The organism is Clostridium sp. CTA-5, assembly GCF_054768135.1.
The window spans coordinates 69,014-94,713 of record NZ_BAAAAT010000010.1 but is presented as its reverse complement, the minus strand read 5'-3'; the positions used below and the strand labels follow the sequence as shown (position 1 = coordinate 94,713).

At 28.0% G+C, this 25,700-nt stretch carries 23 protein-coding genes; 1 reads left to right on the top strand and 22 read right to left on the bottom strand.

Annotated features, from left to right (window positions below; translation table 11 throughout):
* Nucleotide 1: 1 nt before the first annotated feature.
* Nucleotides 2-1,783 carry a DNA primase gene (gene dnaG, locus ACYUET_RS15720; protein WP_460281195.1) on the bottom strand — a complete coding sequence of 594 codons (1,782 nt, stop codon included), beginning with the start codon at nt 1,781-1,783 and terminating at the stop codon, nt 2-4.
* Between the two features lie 249 nt (nt 1,784-2,032).
* Complete coding sequence (locus ACYUET_RS15715) at nt 2,033-3,058, bottom strand: deoxyguanosinetriphosphate triphosphohydrolase (protein WP_460281194.1); 1,026 nt, start codon at nt 3,056-3,058, stop codon at nt 2,033-2,035.
* Between the two features lie 196 nt (nt 3,059-3,254).
* Here ACYUET_RS15715 and ACYUET_RS15710 point away from each other — a divergent pair, with 196 nt between their 5' ends.
* The gene (locus tag ACYUET_RS15710) at nt 3,255-4,322 is read left to right on the top strand and encodes a CotS family spore coat protein (RefSeq protein WP_460281192.1); all 1,068 of its coding nucleotides are present in this window, start codon (nt 3,255-3,257) and stop codon (nt 4,320-4,322) included.
* A gap of 144 nt (nt 4,323-4,466) precedes the next feature.
* On the opposite strand, the gene ppdK is transcribed toward ACYUET_RS15710, so the two are convergent.
* The 20 genes from ppdK to grpE form a co-directional block, all read right to left on the bottom strand.
* Complete coding sequence (gene ppdK / locus ACYUET_RS15705) at nt 4,467-7,094, bottom strand: pyruvate, phosphate dikinase (RefSeq protein ID WP_460281190.1); 2,628 nt, start codon at nt 7,092-7,094, stop codon at nt 4,467-4,469.
* A gap of 71 nt (nt 7,095-7,165) precedes the next feature.
* Nucleotides 7,166-7,804, bottom strand: coding sequence for a helix-turn-helix transcriptional regulator (locus tag ACYUET_RS15700; RefSeq protein WP_460281188.1), 639 nt, complete (start codon nt 7,802-7,804; stop codon nt 7,166-7,168).
* 154 nt (nt 7,805-7,958) lie between these two features.
* Nucleotides 7,959-8,579, bottom strand: coding sequence for a DUF4342 domain-containing protein (locus ACYUET_RS15695; protein WP_460281186.1), 621 nt, complete (start codon nt 8,577-8,579; stop codon nt 7,959-7,961).
* 6 nt (nt 8,580-8,585) lie between these two features.
* A complete protein-coding gene (gene recO, locus ACYUET_RS15690) occupies nt 8,586-9,335 on the bottom strand; it encodes a DNA repair protein RecO (protein ID WP_460281184.1) in 750 nt (249 codons plus the stop codon).
* A 33-nt stretch (nt 9,336-9,368) separates the two neighbouring features.
* A complete protein-coding gene (era, locus tag ACYUET_RS15685; RefSeq protein WP_460281182.1) occupies nt 9,369-10,256 on the bottom strand; it encodes a GTPase Era in 888 nt (295 codons plus the stop codon).
* A gap of 241 nt (nt 10,257-10,497) precedes the next feature.
* Nucleotides 10,498-11,199 carry a diacylglycerol kinase gene (locus ACYUET_RS15680; RefSeq protein ID WP_460281180.1) on the bottom strand — a complete coding sequence of 234 codons (702 nt, stop codon included), beginning with the start codon at nt 11,197-11,199 and terminating at the stop codon, nt 10,498-10,500.
* A gap of 18 nt (nt 11,200-11,217) precedes the next feature.
* A complete protein-coding gene (ybeY, locus tag ACYUET_RS15675; RefSeq protein ID WP_460281178.1) occupies nt 11,218-11,721 on the bottom strand; it encodes an rRNA maturation RNase YbeY in 504 nt (167 codons plus the stop codon).
* Between the two features lie 140 nt (nt 11,722-11,861).
* A complete protein-coding gene (locus ACYUET_RS15670) occupies nt 11,862-13,928 on the bottom strand; it encodes an HD family phosphohydrolase (RefSeq protein WP_460281176.1) in 2,067 nt (688 codons plus the stop codon).
* A gap of 32 nt (nt 13,929-13,960) precedes the next feature.
* A complete protein-coding gene (gene yqfD / locus ACYUET_RS15665; protein WP_460281174.1) occupies nt 13,961-15,091 on the bottom strand; it encodes a sporulation protein YqfD in 1,131 nt (376 codons plus the stop codon).
* Between the two features lie 5 nt (nt 15,092-15,096).
* On the bottom strand, nt 15,097-15,375 hold the full coding sequence (gene yqfC / locus ACYUET_RS15660; protein ID WP_460281172.1) for a sporulation protein YqfC: 279 nt from the start codon (nt 15,373-15,375) through the stop codon (nt 15,097-15,099).
* A 461-nt stretch (nt 15,376-15,836) separates the two neighbouring features.
* Nucleotides 15,837-16,289 carry a GatB/YqeY domain-containing protein gene (locus ACYUET_RS15655; RefSeq protein WP_460281170.1) on the bottom strand — a complete coding sequence of 151 codons (453 nt, stop codon included), beginning with the start codon at nt 16,287-16,289 and terminating at the stop codon, nt 15,837-15,839.
* 30 nt (nt 16,290-16,319) lie between these two features.
* Complete coding sequence (rpsU, locus tag ACYUET_RS15650) at nt 16,320-16,496, bottom strand: 30S ribosomal protein S21 (protein ID WP_003371500.1); 177 nt, start codon at nt 16,494-16,496, stop codon at nt 16,320-16,322.
* A gap of 125 nt (nt 16,497-16,621) precedes the next feature.
* Nucleotides 16,622-16,966: a histidine triad nucleotide-binding protein gene (locus tag ACYUET_RS15645; protein ID WP_460281168.1), complete on the bottom strand. Its 345-nt coding sequence runs from the start codon at nt 16,964-16,966 to the stop codon at nt 16,622-16,624.
* 117 nt (nt 16,967-17,083) lie between these two features.
* Nucleotides 17,084-18,388: a tRNA (N(6)-L-threonylcarbamoyladenosine(37)-C(2))-methylthiotransferase MtaB gene (gene mtaB / locus ACYUET_RS15640; RefSeq protein WP_460281166.1), complete on the bottom strand. Its 1,305-nt coding sequence runs from the start codon at nt 18,386-18,388 to the stop codon at nt 17,084-17,086.
* Complete coding sequence (locus ACYUET_RS15635) at nt 18,388-19,152, bottom strand: RsmE family RNA methyltransferase (RefSeq protein ID WP_460281164.1); 765 nt, start codon at nt 19,150-19,152, stop codon at nt 18,388-18,390. The genes mtaB and ACYUET_RS15635 overlap by 1 nt, the downstream gene beginning before the upstream one ends.
* 413 nt (nt 19,153-19,565) lie before the next feature.
* Nucleotides 19,566-20,507, bottom strand: coding sequence for a 50S ribosomal protein L11 methyltransferase (gene prmA, locus ACYUET_RS15630; RefSeq protein WP_460281163.1), 942 nt, complete (start codon nt 20,505-20,507; stop codon nt 19,566-19,568).
* Between the two features lie 303 nt (nt 20,508-20,810).
* Nucleotides 20,811-21,467, bottom strand: coding sequence for a tRNA (guanosine(46)-N7)-methyltransferase TrmB (gene trmB / locus ACYUET_RS15625; protein ID WP_460281161.1), 657 nt, complete (start codon nt 21,465-21,467; stop codon nt 20,811-20,813).
* A 329-nt stretch (nt 21,468-21,796) separates the two neighbouring features.
* The gene (gene dnaJ, locus ACYUET_RS15620) at nt 21,797-22,921 is read right to left on the bottom strand and encodes a molecular chaperone DnaJ (protein WP_460281159.1); all 1,125 of its coding nucleotides are present in this window, start codon (nt 22,919-22,921) and stop codon (nt 21,797-21,799) included.
* 179 nt (nt 22,922-23,100) lie between these two features.
* A complete protein-coding gene (gene dnaK / locus ACYUET_RS15615) occupies nt 23,101-24,954 on the bottom strand; it encodes a molecular chaperone DnaK (protein ID WP_460281157.1) in 1,854 nt (617 codons plus the stop codon).
* An 87-nt stretch (nt 24,955-25,041) separates the two neighbouring features.
* Nucleotides 25,042-25,665 carry a nucleotide exchange factor GrpE gene (grpE, locus tag ACYUET_RS15610; RefSeq protein WP_460281155.1) on the bottom strand — a complete coding sequence of 208 codons (624 nt, stop codon included), beginning with the start codon at nt 25,663-25,665 and terminating at the stop codon, nt 25,042-25,044.
* Nucleotides 25,666-25,700: the final 35 nt, after the last annotated feature.

Genomic DNA, 25,700 nt, shown 5'->3' with positions numbered 1-25,700 from the left:
ATTATCCTCTCTTTCTTTTCTTCAATTCTTCTGACAAATTTGTTAGCTTAATTGCAAGTTTTATAGATTCCTCAATCATTCCCTTATCTTCCAACTTTCTTTGTTCATTCTTTAAGTTATCAATTTCTAATTTTAGTTTAAAACATCTTACTTCATTTAAATAATCATTAATTAGTCTTTCCTTATCACTTAAATCTAGAATTTTATGTTCTTTTATAGCAATCCATTCTTTTGAAGTTTCTATATCATCACATCTACTCTCAATATAAGACTCCAAATTATTAGAACCATTATTTTTGCTTTCCAGTATTAATGAATAAATTTTGTTATGAGAATTCATGATAAAATCTCCTACAATTATATTTTTAATTGTTTCTTCAGAGATTTCTTCATTTAATATTAACTTAAGCAATGCTCTTTCAGCTTTTACATATGCTGGTTCTACATATAATTTTGTTCCAATTTCTTCCTTTTTATTCATATAATTATTTTCTTTTTGTTTTTTAGTCATTACTTGTGAAAGTAAGTCGTATAATGCCTGTTCTTTTATGCCAGTATCTTCAGAAATTTTTTTAATATATACATCTTTTTCTACTGGGTTTAATTCTGCTAATATCTTAGCTACATTTTCGCCATACTTAATTAGACTTTTAGCATCTTTGAAGTTTATTCCTTCACCAACTTTTTTAATTCTATAGTCAATTAATGGCAATGAATCATTAGCTAACCTTATAAATGCATCTTTACCATTACTTCTCACAAACTCATCTGGATCTTTTCCTTCTGGAATTACTAATACCTTAACATCAAAGCCCTTATTTCTAAGAATCTCAAGTCCTCTTAACGTTGCGGTTTGACCTGCAACATCTGCATCATAAGATATAATCACATTATTTGTATATCTCTTTAAAAGTTTAGCTTGATTAACAGTAAGTGCTGTACCTAACGATGCAACAACATTAGTTATTCCATATTGATGTAAAGTAATTAAATCCATATAGCCTTCGACTATGATAATATAATCTTCTTTTATTTTATTTTTAATTGCAAAATTTAACCCATATAGATTAATTCCTTTTTGGAATATTATTGTTTCTGGTGAATTTAAATATTTTGGCTTTGAATCATCTAAAACCCTTCCTCCAAAACCAATAACCCTTCCTTTAACGTCAAATACAGGAAACATAACTCTATTTCTAAATCTATCATATATGTTCCCCTTATTTTCATTTTTAGAAACTAATCCTGCTTCAAGTAATAAAGTATCTTTATATCCTTTTACCCTTAAATAATTTATTAGATCTCTCCAACTATCCTTTGAATATCCTAACCCAAATCTTTTTATTGTTTCTTCCTTAATCCCCCTATTAAGGAAATAATCTTTTGCATTTTTTATTCTCTGAAGATTTGCAAAATAATATCTTCCTACTTCTATATTAATCTTATATAATATATCTTTTTTCTTTGAGGTTTCAGATTGTCTTTTATCATTTATATTCAAAGAAATATTGGCTTTATCTGCTAAGTACTTTGCAGCCTCTACAAATGTAAGTCTTCTTTGTTTCATAATGAATGTAAATACATTTCCCGCTTCTCCACATGCAAAACATTTATATATTTGTTTATCTTGGGAAACACTGAATGAGGGACTTTTATCATTATGAAATGGACATAAACCTATATAGTTTCTGCCTGATTTTTTTAATCTTATGCTTTCTGAAATAATATCAACTATGTCACTTTGCTCTCTTATTTTTTCAATAATATCTTGTGGAATTTGCAAGGAGACATCTCCCTCCTTACTTTTTTTTTCAGCAATTATATAATATTCGACATCTTATTTGCTTTTCCTTCTTATTACATAAAAAATTTTTTTATATTTGCAAATCATAATTCTTATAATTCTTCTTTTTTACTTATATTCCTCTTTTTTCTTTATAAAATTTATTTACCCATTTAATCTAAATTTTATACTATAAATTTTATAAATCTTTATTCTATTATAATTACCTTAATAATTTTATTTAAACAACTAATATATTACTAATTTAGGAACATACAATTTATTGAATAAAGATAAACAATAATCATCACTCATTCCAGCAATATAATCAGCTACGCCTCTCTTTAATCCTTCTTTTTCCACTATATCTTTATAAATTTTAGGCATTTCTTCTGGACGATTACTATAATAATTTAAAAGTTCTCTTAATATAAATTTTGCTTTATCTCTCTCTATTTTTAACGTATCCCCTAAATATATGTTTTTAAACATATATTTTCTAAGTTCAATCATCGCATCTTCAATTTCTTTATCTAATCCTACTTCTTTAATACCATTATTTATATTTTGATTAGAAGTTTTTATAAAATTTTTAATTAAAATATCTAATCTTTTATTTGAAGAATTTCCCAAAACTTTGCTTATGTCTTTAGGAATATCATCTTCTTTAAGTAAACCCGCCCTTACTGAATCATCTATATCATGATTTAAATATGCTATTTTGTCACTATATTTTACAACTGTTCCCTCTAGTGTTATTGATTTTGTGCTTTTTTCTCCAAAACCGCTATGTTTTAATATTCCATCAATAACTTCTCTAGTTAAATTAATTCCTAATCCATTATTTTCTAACTTATTTACTACTCTTACACTTTGTTCATTATGCCTAAAGTTACCTAAATACTCATTTAAAACTTCCTCTCCATTATGAGCAAAAGCAACATGCCCTAAATCATGTCCTAATGCTATGGCTTCAATTAAATTTTCATTTAAACCTATTCCAACACCAACACTTCTAGCTACCTGTGCAACTTCTAGAGTATGAGTTAATCTAGTTCTATAGTGATCACCAAAAGTTTTTATATATACTTGTGTTTTATGTTTTAATCGTCTAAATGATTTACTATGAATAATTCTATCTCTATCTACCATATAACAAGTTCGAATATCATCTTTTTCTTCTTCTTTAATTCTCCCTAAAGAAGAAGATGAAAAAGAGGCTTCCGGAATAAGTGTCAACCTTTCAAAACCCTCAATTTTTTCCCTTATATTCATATATTCTCACCTCACTTTATCTATTCTATATATATCACTAAAATCCTCTATTTAAAACCTATAAATATTATTTACAAAAATAGCAAAATAAAATCCTTTACATCTGAAATTTTATAATTTTTTATTTATTCATTCATGTATATTTATCGTTTTTTATTAATATCATAGTAATGAATAAATTTATAAGGAGAATTTTATGCGTTCAGAATCAATTTCATTAGAATCAACTAGCTTATCACCAGATATTATAAAAAATACTGTTTTAAAACATTATAATTTACAAAATGCTGAGATAAGTGTTGTTAAATTTAAAGATACTAACAAGCAAAGAGCTGTTTATAAAATAGATGACAATGGTAAAAGTTATTGTTTAAAAAAAGTTTATTATGATTTACCCGATTTATTATATGTATATTCAGCCAATGAATGGCTCCATAGAAATGGTATAACAGTTTCTAAGTTCTTACCATCAACTGATGGTAATAGGTTTGTTTATTATTCTGATATGCTTTTTATATTAACACCTTGGATAGATGGGACTAAATGTAATTTTGATAATATAACACATGTGATACTTTCTATAAAAAAACTTGCTACTATACATTCCATCTCAAAAGATTTTCATCCTATTTTAGGAAGTTCTTATAAGGTAGGTCTTGATGATCATTACATATCAACCTTAAAGCATTTTGAACAACTATTAACAATTTCAAATCAAGCTTTTAAATATAAAGATGAATTTTCAAAAGAATTTATATCTAATTTTGATACAAATTTATATCTTGCAAAACTTTCTTTAGATATAGCTTATAATATAGATAATTCAGATTTAACTAAATCTTTATGTCATGGAGATTATGTAAATAAAAATATAATTTTTACAAAATCTTTAGAACCTTGCATAATTGACTTTGATAAATGCAAAACTGACTACTCTGCTAAGGATTTAGGATATTTTATGAGAAGATTACTTAGACGTGAAAGTACTAACTGTGATTTAGATTTAGCTTTATCTATAATTAAAACTTATAATGATATTTCAAAACTTACTGATTCAGACTTTAGATATTTAATTTCATATATTTGTTTTCCTCAAAAATACTGGAGAATATCTAGAGATTATTATAAAAATATTTCTAAATGTAATAAAACTGCTTTTTTAACACTTCTAAAGAATACAACTGCTAAAAGTAAGGCTCAATATGATTTTGCTTTAAAACTAATTAAAAGCATTAAAGATGAGTTTAATATACTATTAATTTAATTATGTTTTTTATTCTTTAGGTTCTATGTGTATAGTTTTATAAAACACATTTTTATATAAACTATACTTAAATTTTAACTTTTTATAAATTCCTAAAGAAATAAAAATACACATTGGATTTATATCCAATGTGTATTTTTTATATTATCTTTTATTTTTCACTTGTGCTTGTGCTGCTGCAAGTCTTGCAAGTGGTACTCTAAATGGTGAACATGATACGTAGTCTAAACCTATATTGTGGCAGAATTCAACTGATGATGGATCTCCTCCATGCTCTCCACATATACCTAGTTTTATATCTGGTCTTGTAGATCTTCCTTTTTCTACAGCTATCTTAACAAGTTCACCTACACCTGTTTGATCTAACTTAGCAAATGGGTCTTGTTCATATATCTTTTTATCATAATAATCTGATAAGAATTTTGAAGCATCATCTCTTGAGAAACCAAATGTCATTTGAGTTAAATCATTAGTACCAAATGAGAAGAATTCAGCTTCTTTAGCTATTTTATCAGCTGTTAATGCAGCTCTTGGAATTTCTATCATTGTTCCTATCTTATAATCTAGCTTAACATTCTTTTCTTCCATAACTGATTCTACTGTATCTTTTATAACATCTTTAACATATTTTAATTCTTTAATTTCTCCAACTAATGGAATCATTATTTCCGGAACAACATCAAATCCTTTAGTAGTTTTAACTTCTATAGCTGCTTCTATAATTGCTCTAGCTTGCATTTCAGCTATTTCTGGATATGATACAGCAAGACGACAACCTCTATGACCCATCATAGGATTAAATTCGTGTAAATTTTCAACTGTAAGTTTTAATTCTTCAAAACTTAATCCCATCTCTTTTGCTAAAGATTTAATATCTTCATTATTATTTGGTAAGAATTCATGTAGAGGTGGATCCAATAATCTAATTGTAACTGGTTTTCCTTCTAATGCTTCATAAATACCTATAAAATCCGCTCTTTGCATTGGTAATATCTTATCTAATGCCTTTCTTCTTTGTTCTTCGTCTTTAGATGTAATCATTTGTCTTACTGCCATTATTCTATCTTCAGCAAAGAACATATGCTCAGTTCTACAAAGACCTACACCTTCAGCACCAAACTCTGCTGCTTGTTTTGCATCCTTTGGAGTATCCGCATTAGTTCTAACTTTTAATTTTCTTATTTCATCTGCCCATCCCATAAATGTAGCAAAATGACCTGATATTTCAGGAGTAACAGTTTTTATTTTCTCACCATAGACATTTCCTGAAGTACCATCTATTGATATATAGTCTTTATCAGTATAAACTTTTCCACCAACTTCAATTGTTCTCTTAACCTCATCTACCTTAATTGTTCCACAACCTGCAACACAACAAGTTCCCATTCCTCTAGCAACTACGGCTGCATGAGATGTCATACCACCTCTAACAGTTAATATACCTTTTGCTGCAATCATTCCCTCTATATCTTCTGGAGAGGTTTCTAGTCTTACTAATACAACGTCTTCATCTAAAGCAGCTCTATCCTTTGCTTCTTCAGCTGTAAATGCTATTCTACCACATGCTGCTCCTGGAGATGCTGGTAATCCTTTAGCAATAGGCTCTGCTTTCTTTAAATCTTCGGTATAGAATGCTGGATGAAGCAATGTATCTAATTGTTTTGGTTCTACCTTTAATACTGCTTCTTCTTTTGTTAGCATTCCTTCTTCAACTAAATCAACAGCTATTTTTAAAGCAGCTTGTGCTGTTCTCTTACCATTTCTTGTTTGTAAGAAATATAGTTTTCCTTCTTCTATAGTTATTTCCATATCCTGCATATCTCTATAATGATTTTCTAATGTATTAACTATCCCTTCAAATTGTCCATATATTTTAGGATCTTGTTCTTTTAATTTTGATATTGGAAGAGGAGTCCTTATTCCAGCAACAACATCTTCCCCTTGAGCATTCATTAAATACTCTCCGTAAATAACTTTTTCACCAGTTGCAGGATTTCTAGAGAAAACAACTCCTGTACCTGAAGTATCCCCTTTATTACCAAAAACCATTTGTTGTACGTTAACAGCTGTTCCCCACTCACCTGGAATATCATTTAATCTTCTATAAACTATAGCTCTTGGATTATCCCATGATCTGAATACAGCTGTTATTGACTCTATTAATTGAATTTTAGGATCTTGTGGGAAATCTTTACCTTTTTCTTTTTTATATATTTCCTTAAATTCTGATGCTAAAACTTTTAAATCTTCTGCTGTTAAATCTGTATCAAATTCTACACCTTTTTTCTCTTTAAGTTCATCAATCTTATTTTCAAATAATCTTTTTTCGATATTCATAACAACATCTGAAAACATTTGAATAAATCTTCTGTAAGAGTCATAGGCAAATCTTGGATTATTTGTCAATTTAGCCACTATTTCAACAACTTTGTCATTGAGTCCTAAATTTAAAATAGTATCCATCATTCCCGGCATTGAAGCTCTTGCACCTGACCTTACTGATACTAATAATGGATTTTCATCACTTCCAAATTTTTTTCCACTAGTAGATTCAAGTTTTGCTAAGCTTTCATAAATCTGATTTATTACTTCGTCTGAAATAACTTTTCCATCTTCATAATACTTATTACATGCTTCTGTTGTAACAGTAAAACCAGGTGGCACTGGAATTCCTAAATTAGTCATTTCAGCTAAGTTAGCACCTTTACCTCCTAGTAAATTTTTCATTGAAGCGTTGCCTTCATTAAAAAGATATACATACTTCTTTACCATCTCAACATTTCCCCTTTAATTCTCAATTTTTTATTACTATCAAGATAAAATCTTGTAGTTACCCTTTTTAATTACCCTTCTTGAATACCCAGTTTAACAAATAATTTTGTTATGTTAGTCTTTGAAACTTTACCAATTATCTTAAATTGTTCTTTACCCTCTAATTTTTCCAATCGTTCAACAATTGGAATACTATCTATTTCATGTTCAATTATTTTTTTTGCCAAATTATATGCACTATCATCTTTATTTGCACATATTATATTTGGCATACGTGTCATTATTACTCCTACTGGAACTTTATGAATATCGGTTCCCCCTATTGCTATTTTTAGAAAATCCTTTCTTGAAACAGCTCCAGTTAAAACCCCATTATTCTCTACAAATAATGTACCTACATCATTTAAAAATAGGTATACAATTGCATCATATACCATTGTTTCTTCACTTACAGTAGTTGGTCTAGACATTATTTCGCTAGCCTTTATTTTACTTATATACTCATAAACAAGACCATTAGAAGATTTCCCTAAATATATATAACCCACTTTAGGTCTCGCATCCAATATTCCTATCATAGTAAGTATCGCCAAATCAGCCCTAAGAGCTGCTCTTGTTACTCCTAACTTTTCTGCTAAAGCTTCACTAGTTATTGGCTGATGTTCTTTTACTAATCTAATTATTTCTTCTTGCCTATCTGATAACTTCAATATTATCCCTCTTTCTATGAATACAAGAACTATCTAATCACAACTTAATTATACCATGTAATTTTTGTATAAGTATATTAAATTTTCTGAAAAATTAAATAATTTTGAAAATATTCCTTATTCTTTTATTTTATATCACATTAACTTATATATTTTACTTATTTTCTTCATCAAATTTTACTGTATAACTATAAACAGTTTCATCTCCAGTATATACTCTTTGTTTTTCTTCTTCATTATTCTTTACTTTTGCTTTAACTTCATTCACTTTAGATTTCACCTTATCTGTAATATCAATAGCTTTATCTTTTACTTCATTTGAAACTTTTGATACATATTTATTTATAACTTCAACTGAACCATCATTTTTAGTAATTTCTATTGTAATCTTAGTAGCTATTGCTGCAATTACTCCTGCTGCTAATATAGGTGGAATTAAAACTGCAATTACTCCAGCTGCAATTCCTGCATTTACTGGAACGTCAATTAATTCACTATCATCTTTTTTAATTTTTATTCTAGAGATATTTCCTTTATGAATTAAATCCTTAATAAATACTTTTAATTCTTCTATTGTTATTTGATTTTTATTTTCTTCTTTATCATTATTAATATCATAATCTGTATTTTCAATTCCTGATTGTATGCTTTCTATATATATTAAAGCTTCTAATACATCTCCATTACGAGCCTCTAATGCTTCCTTAGCAATAGAATAACTCACACCAGTTCTTTCTATTATCTTATCAACTTTTTCTAATGTTATTTGTTCCATTTATAATCACTCCTTAATAAATTTTAATAATTCTAAACTCTTAGGTTTTTTAGAATAATTATTACATATCAAATGGTTTGTTACCTTTTCTATCTCTTCCTTGATTTGATCTGTTAAATTTAATCTATAGATTTTATCTACCCTCATGTTTAATAAAAATCTCAAAGAATTATAAGCCGCTTTTGAAATATACAGGCCATATTCTTTAGGACATTCAGAACAAACTCCCCCATAATTTGATAAACTTATATAATTTGAAGCATTAATCTTTCTTTTACAGATAGTACAACTATCTAAATTTAAAGCATATCCTGTATTTCTTAAAACCTTTAATTCAAAAGCTCTTATAAGCAATTGATAATCTAAAGCATTTGTATCTAAAAGATATAGTGTCATAACTAAATCTATAAAAAGCTGTTTATTCTTCTCCTCATCTGGAGAACATATATCTATTAATTCACATAAATAAGATGAATATGTAAGCTTATCTAAATTTTCTAATAATCCCTGAAATGAATTTATAATTTTACCTTCTTGAATCGTATACAAATTCTTACCTTTATATAACATATACTCACCATAACATAAAGGCAAAGTTATGGATAGCAATTTACTTCTACTCCTCTTTGCCCCTTTAGCTATAGCAGTAATCTTACCTAACTCTTCTGTATAAAGCCACACTAATTTATCATTTTCCTTAAAATCCTGTGACTTTATAATAACAGCTTTACTTTCAAAAAGTGCCAGAAAGATCATCCCCTATTATAGTATTTCTCAATAAATACCTAATTATTTCTTTTTGTATCCTAATTCTTTTAAAAGATTTTGATTATCTCTCCATTCTTTTCTTACCTTAACCCATATTTTTATGTTAACTCTAGCTCTTAAAAATTTTTCTAATTCAAACCTTGAACTTTCTCCAATTCTTTTAAGAGTTTGACCATTCTTACCTATTATTATTCCCTTATGTGAATCTTTTTCACATATTAAATCTACTTCTATATGATAAGTTCCTATTTGATTTTGTTTCATTTGAATTACATCTACTGCAATACCATGAGGAACTTCATCTCTTAAAGTTCTTAATGCTTTTTCTCTAACTATTTCTGATACTACAAATCTTTCTGGAACATCTGTTATCATATCCTCAGGATAGTACTGTGGCCCTTCTGGCATTTCTTCTTTCATTAAATTAATTAAAGCGTCTACATTCTTACCCTTTATTGCTGAAATTGGAATTATCTCTTTAAAATTAAATTCTTTTGAATACATTTCTAAACTTTTGGCAACTCTTTCAGGAGTGCTTTCATCAGTCTTATTTAAAACAAGATATACTGGACATTTCTTATCTTTTAATGATTCTAATATAAATTTATCCCCTCTACCAATCTCTGTATCTGGATTAGTTAAAAATAAAACTAAATCAACATCCTTTGTTGAATCTTTTGCTGAATTCACCATGTATTCCCCTAATTTATGTTTAGGTTTGTGTATTCCTGGTGTATCTACAAATACAATTTGATAATCCTCACCAGTTAAAATAGTTTGAATATTATTTCTAGTTGTTTGTGGTTTACTTGAAACTATTGATAATTTTTCACCCATTATATAATTTAATAAAGTCGACTTCCCTACATTTGGTCTACCAACAATTGTAACAAATCCTGATTTAAACATTTTGCCTCCTTTTGTAGTCTAAATTCTATTTATTTATAAATAAAAATAGACTTCCTAATTTATTATAAGTATATCCATTTTTAGATATTATCTAGTTTATAAATAGTATACTCTATTTATTCTTCTATGTATATTAAATATTCATAAGGCACATGAAATAAAATAATAGATAAAATATACGAGCATACTGGTCTATTATTTTTTGAATGTGCCTAATGTAATTATAATAAAAAAATGCTATCTATATTCTAAACACTACAAATATAAAAATAGTTAATAAAATCCCAAATAAAGCTCCCATTATTACTTCTAGAACAGTATGCACTTCTGAATCCACTCTACTTTGCGCTGTGATAAATGCCATAAGATAACTTAACATTACACATATAGGTTCTTCTGTGATTAAAGATAATGCTGTTGCAATAGAGAAAGCTAATGCACTATGACCACTTGGCATTCCCCCTTTTAAAGGAGTTCCTTCTCCAAAAATAGCTTTTACTATTAATGTTGCAATACAAACTATTACTAATACTATAAATATTGTGTAAGGTTCTGAAGTTTTAACCTTATTGATTAAATTATAAGAAAAATAAGATAGTTTATCCCAAAATATTATATACCCAACAACTATTGCATTTATTGCCATAACAAATACTGCTCCTGCTGCTGCATTTTTAGCTACTTTAGCTAATGGATGATAATAATTAGCTGTTAAATCTATAACAGCCTCTATGGCTGTATTAACTAATTCTGCACCTATTACCATTGTTATTGTTATTGCTAATGTTAAAAATTCATATTTTGTTATATCAAAACAAAAACATGCAATTAATACAAATAATGATACAATCAAATGAATTTTCATATTTCTTTCTGTTCTAACAGTTTCTATTATTCCATTTATAGCATTATTAAAACTATCTAAAATTTTCTTAAATTTCATTATACCTCACCTGCTTTTTTAATCTCTCCTTATATCAAGCCTATTTAATATATCTTCTTCCCTACTTCTCATTACTTTTTTATCATCTTCTTCTATATGATCATATCCTAAAAGGTGTAATACAGAATGCACTACTAAATACCCTGCTTCTCTTTCATAAGAATGATTAAATTCTTTACTTTGTTCAAGAGCTTTTTCTAAAGATAGTACTATATCTCCTAAAACTAACTCTTCTCCATCAAAATCACTTGGAGAGAATTTATTATCAATATAAACTTCCTTAAAAACTTTTTTATCTGGATAATCTAACATAGGAAAAGATAAAACATCCGTTTCTCTATCTATATTTCTTGTTTCACTATTTATTTCTTTGATTTCATTATTATCTACAAACAATAATGATATCTCACATGGTATTTTTACTTGTTCCTGTTCTAAAGCAAATTCTATTACATTTTTTAAAGAATCAATAAATTCTTCATTTACTTCAATTTTTTCTTGTCTGTTATCTACATAAATCATTTTTTGCTCCTTTGTTATACACATAAATTATTTTTTAATTAATCTAATAATGTTTTTTATTAACATATTAGGTACATGAAATAAAATAATAGATCAAATAGACGAGCATACTGGTCTATTATTTTTTTGAATGTGCCTTATTAGATTTTTTCTTTTGGATATTCAATTCTTTGATGATATATACCATTAAGTGCATTTAAAAAACATACTCTTATTTTTTCAATGTCTTTAAATGTCAAATCACTATCTTTTAATTGTTCAGAATTCAACTTATCTTTTATTATGTTATTTACCATTTCTTCAATTTTTTCTTTACTAGGTTCTTTAATAGATCTTACTGCCGCTTCAATACTATCAGCAAGCATTACTATTGCCGCTTCCTTAGTGTTTGGAATTGGTCCAGGATACATATAATCCTGTGTATTTATATCATCCGGATTTTCCGCATTATTTTTCATTGTATAATAAAAGTATTTAACCAAAGTAGTCCCATGATGTTGAGCTATGATATCTTGAATTACTTTAGGTAAATTATGCTTTTTAGCTAATTTCAAGCCATCTTTTACATGAGATATTATAACCCTAGTACTTAACCTTGCACTTATTTTATCATGTGGATTCTCTCCACCTATTTGATTTTCCCCAAAAAAGTATGGTCTCTCAGTTTTACCTACATCATGATAGTAAGCGCCAATTCGTGCAATTACAGGGTCAGCCCCTACTTCTTCTGCTGCCATTTCAGCTAAATTTGCAACAAGCATACTATGATGATAAGTTCCTGGGGCTTCCATAAGTAATTTCTTTAATAACGGATTATTAGGATTAGATAATTCTAATAATTTTACTGTTGTAACTTCATTAAATATACCTTCTAAAAACGGCAACATACCTAATGCAAAAACACCTGATAACAATCCACCAATTATAGAAAAAGAACTTTGAACAATTACCTCTTTTATATTGCTTGATAATATTGTACCCGTTGCAAATGTAAGTATTGCACTAACTATAGCTATATGCAATGTTGAATATATAAGATCATTTCTTTGGTGTAATTTTTTTAGTATTGTTGCACCAAGAGTTGCATTTGCTAAAGCTATAATCATAACTTGAGGATCAAATTCAGATAAAGCACCAATAATTGCCACATTGCAAACACTTATTACAAGTGATAATTTATAATTTAAAAGTAATGTTAAAAGCATAGGTGCAAAAGCAAACGGAATCAAAAATGGAGATATTGCTCCTATAGTTCTTGCTAAAATTAATGAAACTATAGTTATTAAACTAATAAGCATTAATCTTTTTTTATTAATAAATATTTCCTTGTAATTTACATAAATATAATTATATTGTATAAATAAAATTACACCCAAAAATAATATAAGTGCTAAATAAACATAAACATATTTTCCTGTTATATCATCATCAAGTAGTCCTAATGTACGTATAATATCAATCTGAGCTGCTGTAACAGGTTCTCCCTCTTTAATTATAGTTTGATTTTTTTTAATTATAACTTTAGAAACATTTTTTTGTGCTTCTTTTTTCATTTCTTCAGTTTTTTCACTATCATAAAACAAGTTTGGATATACTTGAGATGTACTAATGTTTTTTAAAGCATCTATTAATGCAGCACTGGTATTTAATTTTTCAATTTCTCTTTTCACATCATCTTTTGCTGATTCAAGAGCCTTATCATTATTTTCTTGTATATCTTTATTATAAGCTTCATCAATAATATTGATAACTTGCCATTCTAATTCAATAAAATTGTCTTTTGGTGTAATTAGTAATTCTTTATATTCATTATCAGTTAATTTAAAGTCTGATATTTTTTTTAGTTCTGATATTTTTTCTGCTTCTGTCATATTAGTTACATTTACACTTGAAACTTTATCAAACAACTGTTTAATATTATTTTCTGCTTTAATTTTAACATCATTCTTTACAGTATACTGCTTCTCAACCTTTTCAATAGCTTCATTTTCTTTTTCTTTAGTCGCTTTTTCATCTATAGTATCTCTCGGTGCCTTTATATCTACTCTAGCTATGTCACCCTCTTTTAGACTAAACTGTTTAGGAGCTACAACTGTTATAAGTAAAAAATAGATTATAACAAAAACCACAGTAAAAAGTAACATATATCTAGATGTGTTATATTGATTTCCTTCAAGATTTTTCTTTTTATCTTTTCTTAAATTCATGTTAATCACCTTCTCATCTCTGTACTATAGTATTAAGATATATTCTCCGCTATATCCTGTTCTACTGTAAATACTACTTTTATGCGTATTTTTCCATTTTCAATATCTTCTACTGATACCTTATTATCTATAATCTTCGCATCGTTTGTAAGATTTTTTTCTAAAGATTGCTGTAATTTTTCTAACGATTCTTTTATTGTTGCATCTCTATCTAAATTTATATTTTTTCCTGCTCTTTCAAAATATATTATTTTGTTAAATACTCCTCCATTTTCCTCTATTTTATCATAAGATTCAAAATCATTTATAGCTTTTTTTAAGTAAATTTTTTTATTCCAGAAATTTAAATAAATATCACTATCTTTTTTCCCAGTCCTATCAAGTTTTTTACCACTTATTTGTATCTCCATTGACTTTTCATAAAAAGTGTTAGCTATAACACTGCCACTTGGTTTAACTTCTTTTTCAAAGCCTTCTTTACCTTGTATAGGTAATATCAATACATCTCCTGATTTTACTATGTCTCCTGGAACCACAGCAGAATTCCCGGAGAATGTAAATACCCTTTTTACTTCTCCATCCATCTTAGCTAATACTTGTTCTGGCATCACTTTATTTCTACTTGGAGGATTTACTTTTTCCTCTACAACAACCTTTAATGTTGAACCTTCTATTCTAGCCCTTACCCACATAATTTCTGAACTCAAATCTTCCAATTTCTTTTCTACATCATATACATTTATGTCCCCTTTTTTAAGACCAGGTTTTATACCTATAGATGTAAGTTCATGCCTAACTTCAAAAGGCGATAAATTATTTTTAGTTTCTATATCTATAGCCCATACATAATTAGATAATAAATATAAACTTAATAGAAATACTCCTCCTCCAATACATAATGATATTTTCCTTTTCATTAATATTAGTAATACTATTATATCACTCTTACCTACTACCCTCATTTTACCTTTAGACTTTTTTACCAAATGCTGAACATCTTTATACACTGAAAAAGGTACTTGAAATCTAACAGTAGTTATATCAACTTTAGTTATATTAGATGTGTATATTCCATTGTGCCAAAGTATATTTAATATTTTTTCAGGCATTAAGCTACTTACTTCTATTGTTATTTTTCCTGCTTTTAATTTATCTAATATCATTCTTTTTACCCCTCATATGATATACCCTTAAAAATTCCACTTATAGTTATAGTGTTATCTCCAATAAAAAGTATTTCAAACCCTTCCCCTATTATTGTAATCGCACCAATTCTAGAATTTATTTTAATTAGACTATTTTCAAAAGCCATAATTCCTCTATGATTTTCAATTGTTATTTCTCTATTCCCTGTAACAATTATTTTTGGTAAATCTAAAGCAACATCTGTTGGAAAATCTAACTTATTAAATATCTTTTCTCTTCCTCGTTGAAATCTACTCTCCATATTATCCCCCTATATATAAAATCATTATTAAAATATCTTAATCAAAATAAGTGCCTTTATTTGTAATTTATGATTTTACAGTTAAATTAATTCATAAATTTTACTATACATAAAATTTTTATAATGACTTAAATAAGATTGATATATTGATTAAATAAAAGTTAAATTTACCAACAATTATGTTTTTATAAGTTTATAAATAGAAAAAAGAATTGTAATTTCATATAATCTAAATATAAAATTACAATTCTTTTTATTATGTATTAAATTTATATAAAAAATCACTAACATATTTGTTGAAACGTCAAATTTTTAGCCCATCTAACTTTTCAAATGTATGTTGAAAAATACACCAGAAAATATATATTAAAACAATATTTATGTTTTAATATAAGCACAAACTGACATTATAATAAAAAATCTTATAAATAATAAAAGAACTCTAAAAAAGAGTTCTTTTATTATTTATTATTTAAATATTCTTTAACAATTTGACTTACAAGCTTTCCATCAGCTCTACCTACTACTTTAGGTTTGATAGCTGACATAACTTTACCCATATCTTTAATGCTATTTGCACCCATTTCTTGAGCTGAATCTTCTACTATTTGTTTTATTTCTTCTTCGCTTAACTGCTGAGGAAGGTATTTTAACAAAATTTCTAGTTCAGCTTTACACTCATCAACTAAATCTTGTCTATTTCCCTTTTCGAATTCAAGCATAGATTCTCTTCTTTGCTTGACTTCCTTTGCTAAAATATTAATAACTTCATCCTCATCAAGCTTAATATTATCAGTTTTTTCAACTAATAATATGGCAGCTTTAGCTGTACTAATTGTATTAGCTCTGAATTTATCTTTAGCCTTTAAAGCAGCTTTCCAATCTTCTTGAAGTCTATCCTTAATTGTTGGCATTATTATACCTTCTTTCAAAAGAAACCATTCTTATTTAAATTTTCTCTTTCTAGCAGCTTCTGATTTTTTCTTTTTCTTAACGCTTGGCTTTTCATAATGTTCTCTCTTTCTAACTTCAGAAAGAACCCCAGCTCTAGCACACTTCTTTTTAAATCTTCTTAAAGCACTTTCAAGTGTTTCGTTTTCTCCAACTTTAATTTCTGACATTTACTATCCCTCCCTCCGCTAGCTTAAATTAATTAACTCAGCTATGGGCTTTATAACACACGGTATATTATACAATATTGCTATAAGCACTGTCAATAACTTAGATTAAAATCTATTTATAAAATCTAACCTGGAGGCCACTTTAAATTTCTTCCACCTAATACATGAAAATGCATATGGTTTACTGTTTGGCCCCCATCTTCTCCGCAATTATTTACTATTCTATATCCTTTTTCAGATATACCTAATTCTTTCGCTAATTTCTTGATGGTTTTAAATATATGTGAAATAACATTAATGTTATTTTCATTTAACATATTTACACTTTCTATGTGTTGTTTTGGAATTACCAAAAAATGAGTTGGTGCTTCTGGATTTATATCATAAAAAGCATAAACGAACTCATCTTCATATATTTTTTTACTCGGAATATCTCCATTTATAATTTTGCAAAATATACAATCTCCCATTAAATTCACCTCCTCGTATTAATTTATTATGTGATTAAAGATAATAATTTATCCTACATCAAAAATTCAGTTTATAAATTTAATTATCTTTTTAACCTATATAATTATATCAAAATTCTACTTAACTTTACCAATTAAATATTCTTGTTTTTCACCATCTATATGACAATCAACAACTTTTCCTATCATTTCCTTGTTGGCGTTAATTATTTCAGCTTTTACATAATTTCTTGTATATCCTTCAAAACTTCCTGGATTATTTGGAGATTCCTGTTCTATTAAAACTCCCAGATTTCTTCCCACTAAATTTTTCATAAATTCTTCTTCATTTCTTCGGTTTAGTTCCGCTAAAATTTTGCTTCTTTCATCTTTAATATTTCCATCAACTTGATTTTTCATTTCAGCAGCTTTAGTTCCCTTTCTAGGACTATATTTGAACAAATGAATTTTTGTTAATTTAATTTTCTTTAAAAACTCATATGTTTCATTAAATTCTTCTTCAGTTTCTCCTGGAAACCCTACTATAAGATCGGTAGTAATTGATACATCTTTGATATTTTTTCTTAATATCTCAACAGTTTCTGCATATTGTGATGCAGTATATCTTCTATTCATTCTTTTTAGTGTAGCATCACATCCACTTTGAAGAGATAAATGAAAATGTGGACATAATTTTTTCATATTCTTTATTTTTTTTACTACTTCTTCTGTAAAAAATGCTGGTTCAATAGAGCCAATTCTAACTCTTTCTATACCATCTATCTTTTCTATTTCTTCAAGTAAACTTATTAAAGTTATATCTTTTCCTAAATCCACTCCATAAGAAGCAGTATGTATTCCTGATAGTATTACTTCTTTAAATCCATGTTCAGCTAATTTATTTATTTCTTCAAGCACCTTTTCTGGATCTTTAGAACAAGTAGCGCCTCTTGCATATGGTATTAAGCAATAAGTACAAAATCTGTTACATCCATCTTGTATTTTTAAAAATGCTCTTGTCTTATCTTGATATTCTTCTATATTTAATTCTTCAAATTCTTTATTTTTAAGAACTTCTTTAACATTAATTTGAGGTTTCTTTTCATCTCTAGCCTTATTTATATAATAAACTATATCACCCTTGTTTCTTGTTCCTAAAACTACATCCACACCTTCAATTTTAGAAACTTCTTCTGGTGCTATTTGAGAATAGCATCCCACAACTGCAATTATTGCTTCTGGATTAGTTCTTCTTGCCCTACTTATTATTTGTCTTGATTTTTTATCTCCCATATTAGTTACTGTACAACTATTTATAACATAAACATCTGAAAAATTTTCAAATTCAGTAACTAAATATCCTTCTCTTATAAACTTTTCAGTCATAGCTTCAGTTTCATATTGATTAACTCTACAACCTAATGTCGCAAATGCAACTTTCATCAAATCTTTCCTCCTAAATCTCCCAATTCATATTGTATTAAAGAAGTAGCTACAAATCCTGCTGTTTCTGTACGTAATATTCTATTTCCTAATGTAACTATATACGCACCTTTTTCTTTAAGAATATTTATCTCTTCTTCTTCAAAACCACCTTCTGGTCCTATTAAAATCCCTACACTGTTTATATTGTTCAGTTCTACGCCTTTTTCATTTAACTCTTTAATAAGAGCTTTTATTCCAAATTCTTCTGCATTTTCATAAGGAACTAATATTAAATCCATTTTAGTTAAATCATCTAAAGCTTCATCAAAATTAATAGCTTCTCTAACCTTAGGGATAACACTTCTTTTTGATTGCTTTGATGCTTCAAGAGCAATTCTATTTAATCTATCAAGCTTTTTAAAATCACCTTTAATTTTCACATCAACCCTAGATGTAATTGTAGGTACAAACTCAGTTATTCCAAGTTCTGTTCCTTTTTGAATTATTAAATCCATCTTTTGGCCTTTTGGCAATCCCTGAAAAAGAGTAATCTTAACCTTACTTTCATTATCTATATCTAAAACATCAATAATATTTACAACAACCTCTTGTTTTCCTACAGAAGCTATTTCTCCTAAATATTCTGTTCCCTCACAATTATTTAAGACTACTTTTTCCCCTTCACTTAAACGTAAAACTTTATAAATATGTTTTACATCATCTCCTATAATTTTACCTTCTGTTTCTGTAATATTGCATGCTGGAGTAAAAAACTTATGCATAAAAATCTTCCTCTCAATAACTTAAGTATATAAGTTTCAATAAAGTTATATACTTAATATAAATCTTAGAATATTTATAAATGATATAACTTGCCATTATAGTGAGAAACTTATATAGAAAATTTATGATATATATACCTCTAACTAGATATTGTTAATTAAAAATATAATCTTCTATAAAAATTATATAAAAGATTATAAATGTATTAGGCACATCAAATAAAATAATGGATCAAAGAGGCGTTGTATATTTTGTGTCAGACAAGTAAATAAATTTAGTTAATAACGAGCTATTAGCTAAATTTGCTGACACAGTATCACACAAAATAGACGAACATGCTGGTCTATTATTTATTTGAATGTGACTTAACTTAATTAGAACATATATATTATTTATCCTATTCTATAATACTTTATTTTAATTTAGCAACTATACAGTTCCATTCGCCTTCTTTATTTATTTCTAAAACTTCAAATCCACATTCATTAAGCTTATTAGTAACCATTTCAACTCTATCATGAATTATACCTGATGTAATAAATAATCCATTTGAATCTAAAGCCTTTTTAACATCTTCAGTTAATATACAAATAATTTCAGCTATTATGTTAGCAACAACAATATCTGCCTTTCCATCAATTACATCTAAAAGGTTTCCTTCTAAAATTTCAATATTATCTAAATTATTTAATCCTGTATTTTCTTTTGCTGATTCAACTGCGACTGGATCTAAATCAACTCCAAAAGCCATCTTTGCACCAAGTTTAGCAGCAGCTATTGCTAATATTCCAGAACCACATCCAACATCAAAAACGGTTGTATTAGGTTTTACATACTTTTCTAAAGCTTTAACACACATTCTAGTAGTTTCATGTGTACCAGTTCCAAATGCCATTCCTGGGTCTAATTCAATTACTAATTCTCCATTCTTCGGAGCATATTCTTCCCACATAGGTTTTACAACTATTTTATCAGTTATATTAGCTGGTTTATAATACTTTTTCCAGTTATTTGCCCAGTCTTCTTCCTTTATTTTTTCATATTCTACAATTCCTTTACCTATATCAATTCCCATATCATTAATTTCTTTTAATTTTTTCTTTGTAATAGAAACTATTTCTTCAATGTTATCTTCTTCTGAGAAATATCCCTTAACTACTGCAAATTCACCTTTATGTTCCAATACATTTATATCTGCAAAGTCCCAAGTTAAAGGACCTTGTTCTCTTGTTAATAAATCATTAGGATCTTCCACTGCCACTCCTTGACAATTCAATCCATAAAAAATCCCTGATATAGGTTCTAATGCCTCACTATTTGTTATTACTCTAATTTCAGTCCATACTCCGTTCACAATTTATCATCCTTTCATTATACACTACTCTATAATTGTTATATCAAAAACTTCTACTATGTTTTAACTAAGTATTAATATTTTAGTATAAGGGCGAACTGGCATTTGAATTTACTTTTTAGAACTCTTAATGAAGATTTGTACAATTAATTGCTTGTCACAATCTTTAATTGGGAACATGCATTAATTGGACTAAGCTTTATTTTAGAGTTCTTAAAGTAAATTCCCCTGTCCATGAGCTTTATACTATAATATTAATACTCTCTTAAACATACTATGTTTTGAAATAACCGCCCTAATTTTTTACTCTTTTATAGCTATTAAAAATTTAGTTTTTATTCCTTGTTCAGTAAACATCTTCTCATGTTCTGTTTCTACATTTCCTTCAAATCCACTTTGATGAATGTCATAAGTTATATATTCAATTCTAAACTTACTTTCTTTAAAATATTCAAGCGATTCTTCAAACAATTCATCATCATCTGTTTTAAACCAAATTTCACCTTGATCTTTTAGAAAATTTCTATACTGATTTAATTGTCTTGTATGTGTTAATCTTCTTTTTTTATGTTTTTCTTTAGGCCATGGATTACAAAAATTTATGTATATTCTGCTTATTAAATCTTCTTCTCCAAGCATATCATTAATAAGTCCTATTTCTTGTGCCATTAATTTAACATTATCTAAATTTTTATTTTTTTCCTTATATGCTTTTTCTATATTTCTTTTAGCTAATCCTAATACTTCATCTTTTATATCAATTGCAATATAATTAATATTATCATTTTCCGAACCATGTACGGCCATAAATGTACCTTTTCCACATCCTAGTTCTAAATATATAGGTTTATTATTTCCAAAAAATTCTTTCCATCTACTTTTGTATTCTTTTGGGTTTATAACAAAAAAGTCACAACTTTCAAGTTCAGGTCTTGCCCATGGTTTTTTTCTCATTCTCATGTTTGTTCACTCCATCTTCTATCATTCATAATAATTATACATATATAAAATTATATTGCAATTCTATAACAATAAAATAAAATTAAAAAAGCTATTCATTCCATGTATTAATAATACATAAAATAAATAGCTATTTGTTTTGATGGCTTCTTTGAACAAGTAAACCTCAATAATAATTTATGCTTATTTTTTAAACTTATTCACTAAATTTTAAAATTCATCTTCATTATTCTTTAAGTAATCAAGAAATTTCATATTATATTTTTCTAATAAAAAGGCTAATTCAAAATTATTTTAAAAATATTTTGAATTAGCCTTTTTAATTTCATTTATTTTTTTCTTCCAAAAAGTGATTTTTTAGTATGGTGAGTATTGGCATCAATCTCTTCACCGCTTGCTTCCATAAATGCATATAATGCTTCTTTTTGTTTTTGTGTTAATCCCTTAGGAATATCAACAATAACTTTCACATATTGGTCACCTTTACCAGTAGAATTAACCCTAGCTACACCTTTACCTTTTAATCTAAATAATGTACCTGATTGAGTTCCTTCTGGTATAGTATACTTAACATTTCCTTCAACTGTATTAACAGTGATTTCTGTTCCAAGTGCAGCTTTAGCCATAGAAATATGTGTCTCTATATAAATATCATTTCCTTTTCTTGTAAACACTTTTGATGGAGTAACATTAATTCTAATATATAAATCTCCTGGGCTTCCCCCTCTTAATCCATGTTCTCCTTGTCCTCTTAGTGGCATTACATTTCCTGTATCTACACCCGCAGGAACATTCACTTTTATTTTTCTAGTCTTTCTTATATTTCCTTTACCTCTACAATGTGTACATGGTTTTTCTACAATTGTTCCGTTACCATTACATCTATCACAAGTTGAAGTCGAAACAAAACTTCCAAGTGGTGTTTGTCTTTGAACTCTCACTTGTCCTGACCCTCCACATGTAGGGCAAGTTTTTGGAGATGTTCCTTCTTCTGCTCCTGAACCATGACAATGTTCACAACTTTCACTTCTAGTAACAGAAATTTCTTTTTCAACACCAAAAACAGCTTCTTCAAAAGTTAATGTTAAAGTATATTCAATATCATTTCCTCTAACTGGTCCATTTCTTCTTCTTGAGCTTCCACCACCGCCGCCAAAGAATGTATCGAATATATCGCCAAATCCGCCCATATCAAAGCCGCCAAATCCGCCGCCACCGAATCCGCCGCCATTAAAATCAGCTGTTCCAAATTGATCATAGTTAGCTTTCTTTTGAGGATCTGAAAGAACTTGATATGCCTCATTTATTTCTTTAAATTTATCTTCTGCCTCTTTGTTTCCCTTATTTTTATCAGGGTGATATTTTATAGCTAATTTTCTAAAAGCCCTTTTAATTTCATCATCACTCGCACCTTTTTGAAGTCCAAGTACTTCATAATAGTCTCTATTTGCCATTTGTTATTGTTCACCACCTAGTTTTATTAAAAATCCATAAAAAGGGAAGACGAGCATTGCCTTCCCTATTTTATAACTGTAATCAGAGTTACTTGAACTCACTGAATAAGTTAGGAATAAGAACCCTGTTTATATTGGACTCTCACTTATTATATTAGATAACTAGAGTTTAGTATACACTATTTATCTTCATCAACTTTAAAATCTGCATCTACTACATTATCATCTTGTGCAGTTTTTTCATTTCCACCTGCTGCTGCATTTGGATCAAATCCACCTGCTTGAGATGGATCTCCACCTGCTGCTGCATAAACTTTAGAAGATACTGCATAGAATTCTTGAGTTAATTCTTCTATAGCTTTCTTGATAGCTTCTACATCTTCACCATCTTTTATTGCTTTAAGAGCTTCAAGTTTTTCAGTAACCTTAGCTTTATCTTCAGCTGATACTTTATCTCCAAGTTCATTTAAAGTCTTTTCAGTTTGATATACTATTTGATCAGCATTATTTGCAGTTTCTACTTTTTCTTTTCTCTTCTTATCTTCTTCTGCAAATCTTTCTGCTTCTTTTACAGCCTTATCTATTTCTTCATCATTTAAATTTGTTGAAGCAGTAATTGTTATATTAGCTTCTTTTCCAGTTCCTTTATCCATTGCTGATACTTTAACTATACCATTAGCATCTATATCAAATGTAACTTCAATTTGAGGAATTCCTCTTGGTGCTGGAGCTATTCCTGAAAGTGTAAATCTTCCTAATGATTTATTATCTGAAGCCATTTGTCTTTCACCTTGAACTACATTAATTTCAACTGATGTTTGACCATCTGCTGCTGTAGAGAATATTTGACTTTTCTTTGTTGGAATAGTTGTATTTCTTTCTATTAATGGTGTTGCAATTCCACCTGCTGTTTCAATTCCTAAAGTTAATGGAGTAACATCTAGTAATAATACATCCTTAACTTCTCCTGTTAATACACCTGCTTGAACAGCCGCACCAACAGCAACACATTCATCTGGATTTACACCTTTTGAAGGATCTTTTCCAGTAAAGTTTTTAACAGCATCTACAACTGCTGGTATTCTTGTTGATCCACCAACTAATATTATCTTTTCAATATCATTTATAGATACTCCAGCATCACTTAATGCTTTTTTCATTGGTTCTATTGATCTTTGAACTAAGTCACTAGTAATTTCATTAAACTTAGCTCTTGTTAAGTTTAAGTCAATATGCTTTGGACCTGTTGCATCAGCAGTAATAAATGGTAAGTTAATATTTGTTTGTGTTGATGATGATAATTCAATTTTTGCTTTTTCAGCTGCTTCTTTTAATCTTTGAAGTGCCATTTTATCATTTCTTAAATCAACACCATTTTCTGCTTTAAATGTATCAGCTATATAATCCATTATTTTTTGGTCAAAGTCATCTCCACCAAGCTTTGTATCTCCATTAGTAGATAATACTTCAAATACTCCATCTCCAAGTTCAAGAATAGATACATCGAAAGTACCACCACCTAAATCATAAACTAAGATTTTGTGATTAGAATCCATTTTATCTAAACCATAAGCTAAAGCTGCAGCTGTTGGTTCATTTATTATTCTTAATACTTCAAGACCTGCTATTTTACCAGCATCTTTTGTTGCTTGTCTTTCACTATCATTAAAGTAAGCTGGTACTGTTATAACAGCTTGAGTTACTGTTTCTCCTAAATAAGCTTCTGCATCTGATTTTATTTTTTGAAGTACCATAGCAGAAATTTCTTGTGGTGAATAGTTTTTACCATCTATATCAACTTTATATGATGTTCCCATATGTCTTTTTATTGATATGATAGTTTTGTCCGGATTAGTAATCGCTTGTCTTTTAGCTACTTGACCTACTAATCTTTCACCGTTAGCTTGGAATGAAACTACTGATGGAGTAGTTCTTGCTCCTTCTGAATTTGTTATAACAACCGGCTCTCCACCTTCCATAACTGCAACACATGAATTAGTAGTACCTAAGTCAATACCTATAATTTTTCCCATAATATATTCCTCCTAAAATTGGTTTAGTTTATTTCTAAATTTATTTTTGTATTTATATATTTTAACTAGCCTGCTTATAGGCTATTATTAATTAGCTACCTTAACTACTGTATATCTAATAACTTTATCTTCTTTTTTATATCCTTTTAAGAAAATTTCAGCTATTTGGTTTTTACCTAAATTTTCATCTTCAATATGCATTACTGCTTGATGAAGGTTTGGATCAAACTCTGATGATGCATCTATCTCTTCAACACCTAATTTTTCAAAAGAATCTTTACAAGCTTTCATAGTCATCTCTACACCTTTTTTTAGATCTTCAACACTACCATCTGCTTCAATAGCTCTTTCAAGATTATCAAGAACAGGAACTATTTCCTTTAATACATCTACACATGCATCTCCATATATTCCTTGTTTTTCCTTTGTTGTTCTCTTTCTATAATTGTCATACTCAGCAGTCACTCTTAACAATCTATCATTTAATGCTTCTATTTCTTCTTTTAATTTTTTATTTTCTTCTTTGTGTTTTTTTAGCATCTCAAGCTCATCCTCTTCATTATTTGAATCTTGATTTAAAGTTTGATTTTCTTTATTATCCTGTGTCACATCTATCTCTTCTTCATTAGATTCAATATTTTCTTCTTTTACATCTTCAATTGTTTCATCAATATCTACATTATTTTCTAACTTTTCATCGTTGTATTCCATTATTGTAAATACACTCCTTCTCTCTATCTTATAAT

What these genes read in the sequence shown, in the direction of transcription:
- ACYUET_RS15715 (WP_460281194.1), bottom strand. Translation starts at nt 3,058, where the DNA reads ATGAATATAAGGGAAAAAATTGAGGGTTTTGAAAGGTTGACACTTATT.
- ACYUET_RS15710 (WP_460281192.1), top strand. Translation starts at nt 3,255, where the DNA reads ATGCGTTCAGAATCAATTTCATTAGAATCAACTAGCTTATCACCAGAT.
- ppdK (WP_460281190.1), bottom strand. Translation starts at nt 7,094, where the DNA reads ATGGTAAAGAAGTATGTATATCTTTTTAATGAAGGCAACGCTTCAATG.
- ACYUET_RS15695 (WP_460281186.1), bottom strand. Translation starts at nt 8,579, where the DNA reads ATGGAACAAATAACATTAGAAAAAGTTGATAAGATAATAGAAAGAACT.
- recO (WP_460281184.1), bottom strand. Translation starts at nt 9,335, where the DNA reads ATGATCTTTCTGGCACTTTTTGAAAGTAAAGCTGTTATTATAAAGTCA.
- era (WP_460281182.1), bottom strand. Translation starts at nt 10,256, where the DNA reads ATGTTTAAATCAGGATTTGTTACAATTGTTGGTAGACCAAATGTAGGG.
- ACYUET_RS15680 (WP_460281180.1), bottom strand. Translation starts at nt 11,199, where the DNA reads ATGAAATTTAAGAAAATTTTAGATAGTTTTAATAATGCTATAAATGGA.
- ybeY (WP_460281178.1), bottom strand. Translation starts at nt 11,721, where the DNA reads ATGATTTATGTAGATAACAGACAAGAAAAAATTGAAGTAAATGAAGAA.
- ACYUET_RS15670 (WP_460281176.1), bottom strand. Translation starts at nt 13,928, where the DNA reads ATGAATTTAAGAAAAGATAAAAAGAAAAATCTTGAAGGAAATCAATAT.
- yqfD (WP_460281174.1), bottom strand. Translation starts at nt 15,091, where the DNA reads ATGATATTAGATAAATTAAAAGCAGGAAAAATAACAATAGAAGTAAGT.
- yqfC (WP_460281172.1), bottom strand. Translation starts at nt 15,375, where the DNA reads ATGGAGAGTAGATTTCAACGAGGAAGAGAAAAGATATTTAATAAGTTA.
- ACYUET_RS15655 (WP_460281170.1), bottom strand. Translation starts at nt 16,289, where the DNA reads ATGCCAACAATTAAGGATAGACTTCAAGAAGATTGGAAAGCTGCTTTA.
- rpsU (WP_003371500.1), bottom strand. Translation starts at nt 16,496, where the DNA reads ATGTCAGAAATTAAAGTTGGAGAAAACGAAACACTTGAAAGTGCTTTA.
- ACYUET_RS15645 (WP_460281168.1), bottom strand. Translation starts at nt 16,966, where the DNA reads ATGGGAGATTGTATATTTTGCAAAATTATAAATGGAGATATTCCGAGT.
- mtaB (WP_460281166.1), bottom strand. Translation starts at nt 18,388, where the DNA reads ATGAAAGTTGCATTTGCGACATTAGGTTGTAGAGTTAATCAATATGAA.
- ACYUET_RS15635 (WP_460281164.1), bottom strand. Translation starts at nt 19,152, where the DNA reads ATGCATAAGTTTTTTACTCCAGCATGCAATATTACAGAAACAGAAGGT.
- trmB (WP_460281161.1), bottom strand. Translation starts at nt 21,467, where the DNA reads ATGAGAATGAGAAAAAAACCATGGGCAAGACCTGAACTTGAAAGTTGT.
- dnaJ (WP_460281159.1), bottom strand. Translation starts at nt 22,921, where the DNA reads ATGGCAAATAGAGACTATTATGAAGTACTTGGACTTCAAAAAGGTGCG.
- dnaK (WP_460281157.1), bottom strand. Translation starts at nt 24,954, where the DNA reads ATGGGAAAAATTATAGGTATTGACTTAGGTACTACTAATTCATGTGTT.
- grpE (WP_460281155.1), bottom strand. Translation starts at nt 25,665, where the DNA reads ATGGAATACAACGATGAAAAGTTAGAAAATAATGTAGATATTGATGAA.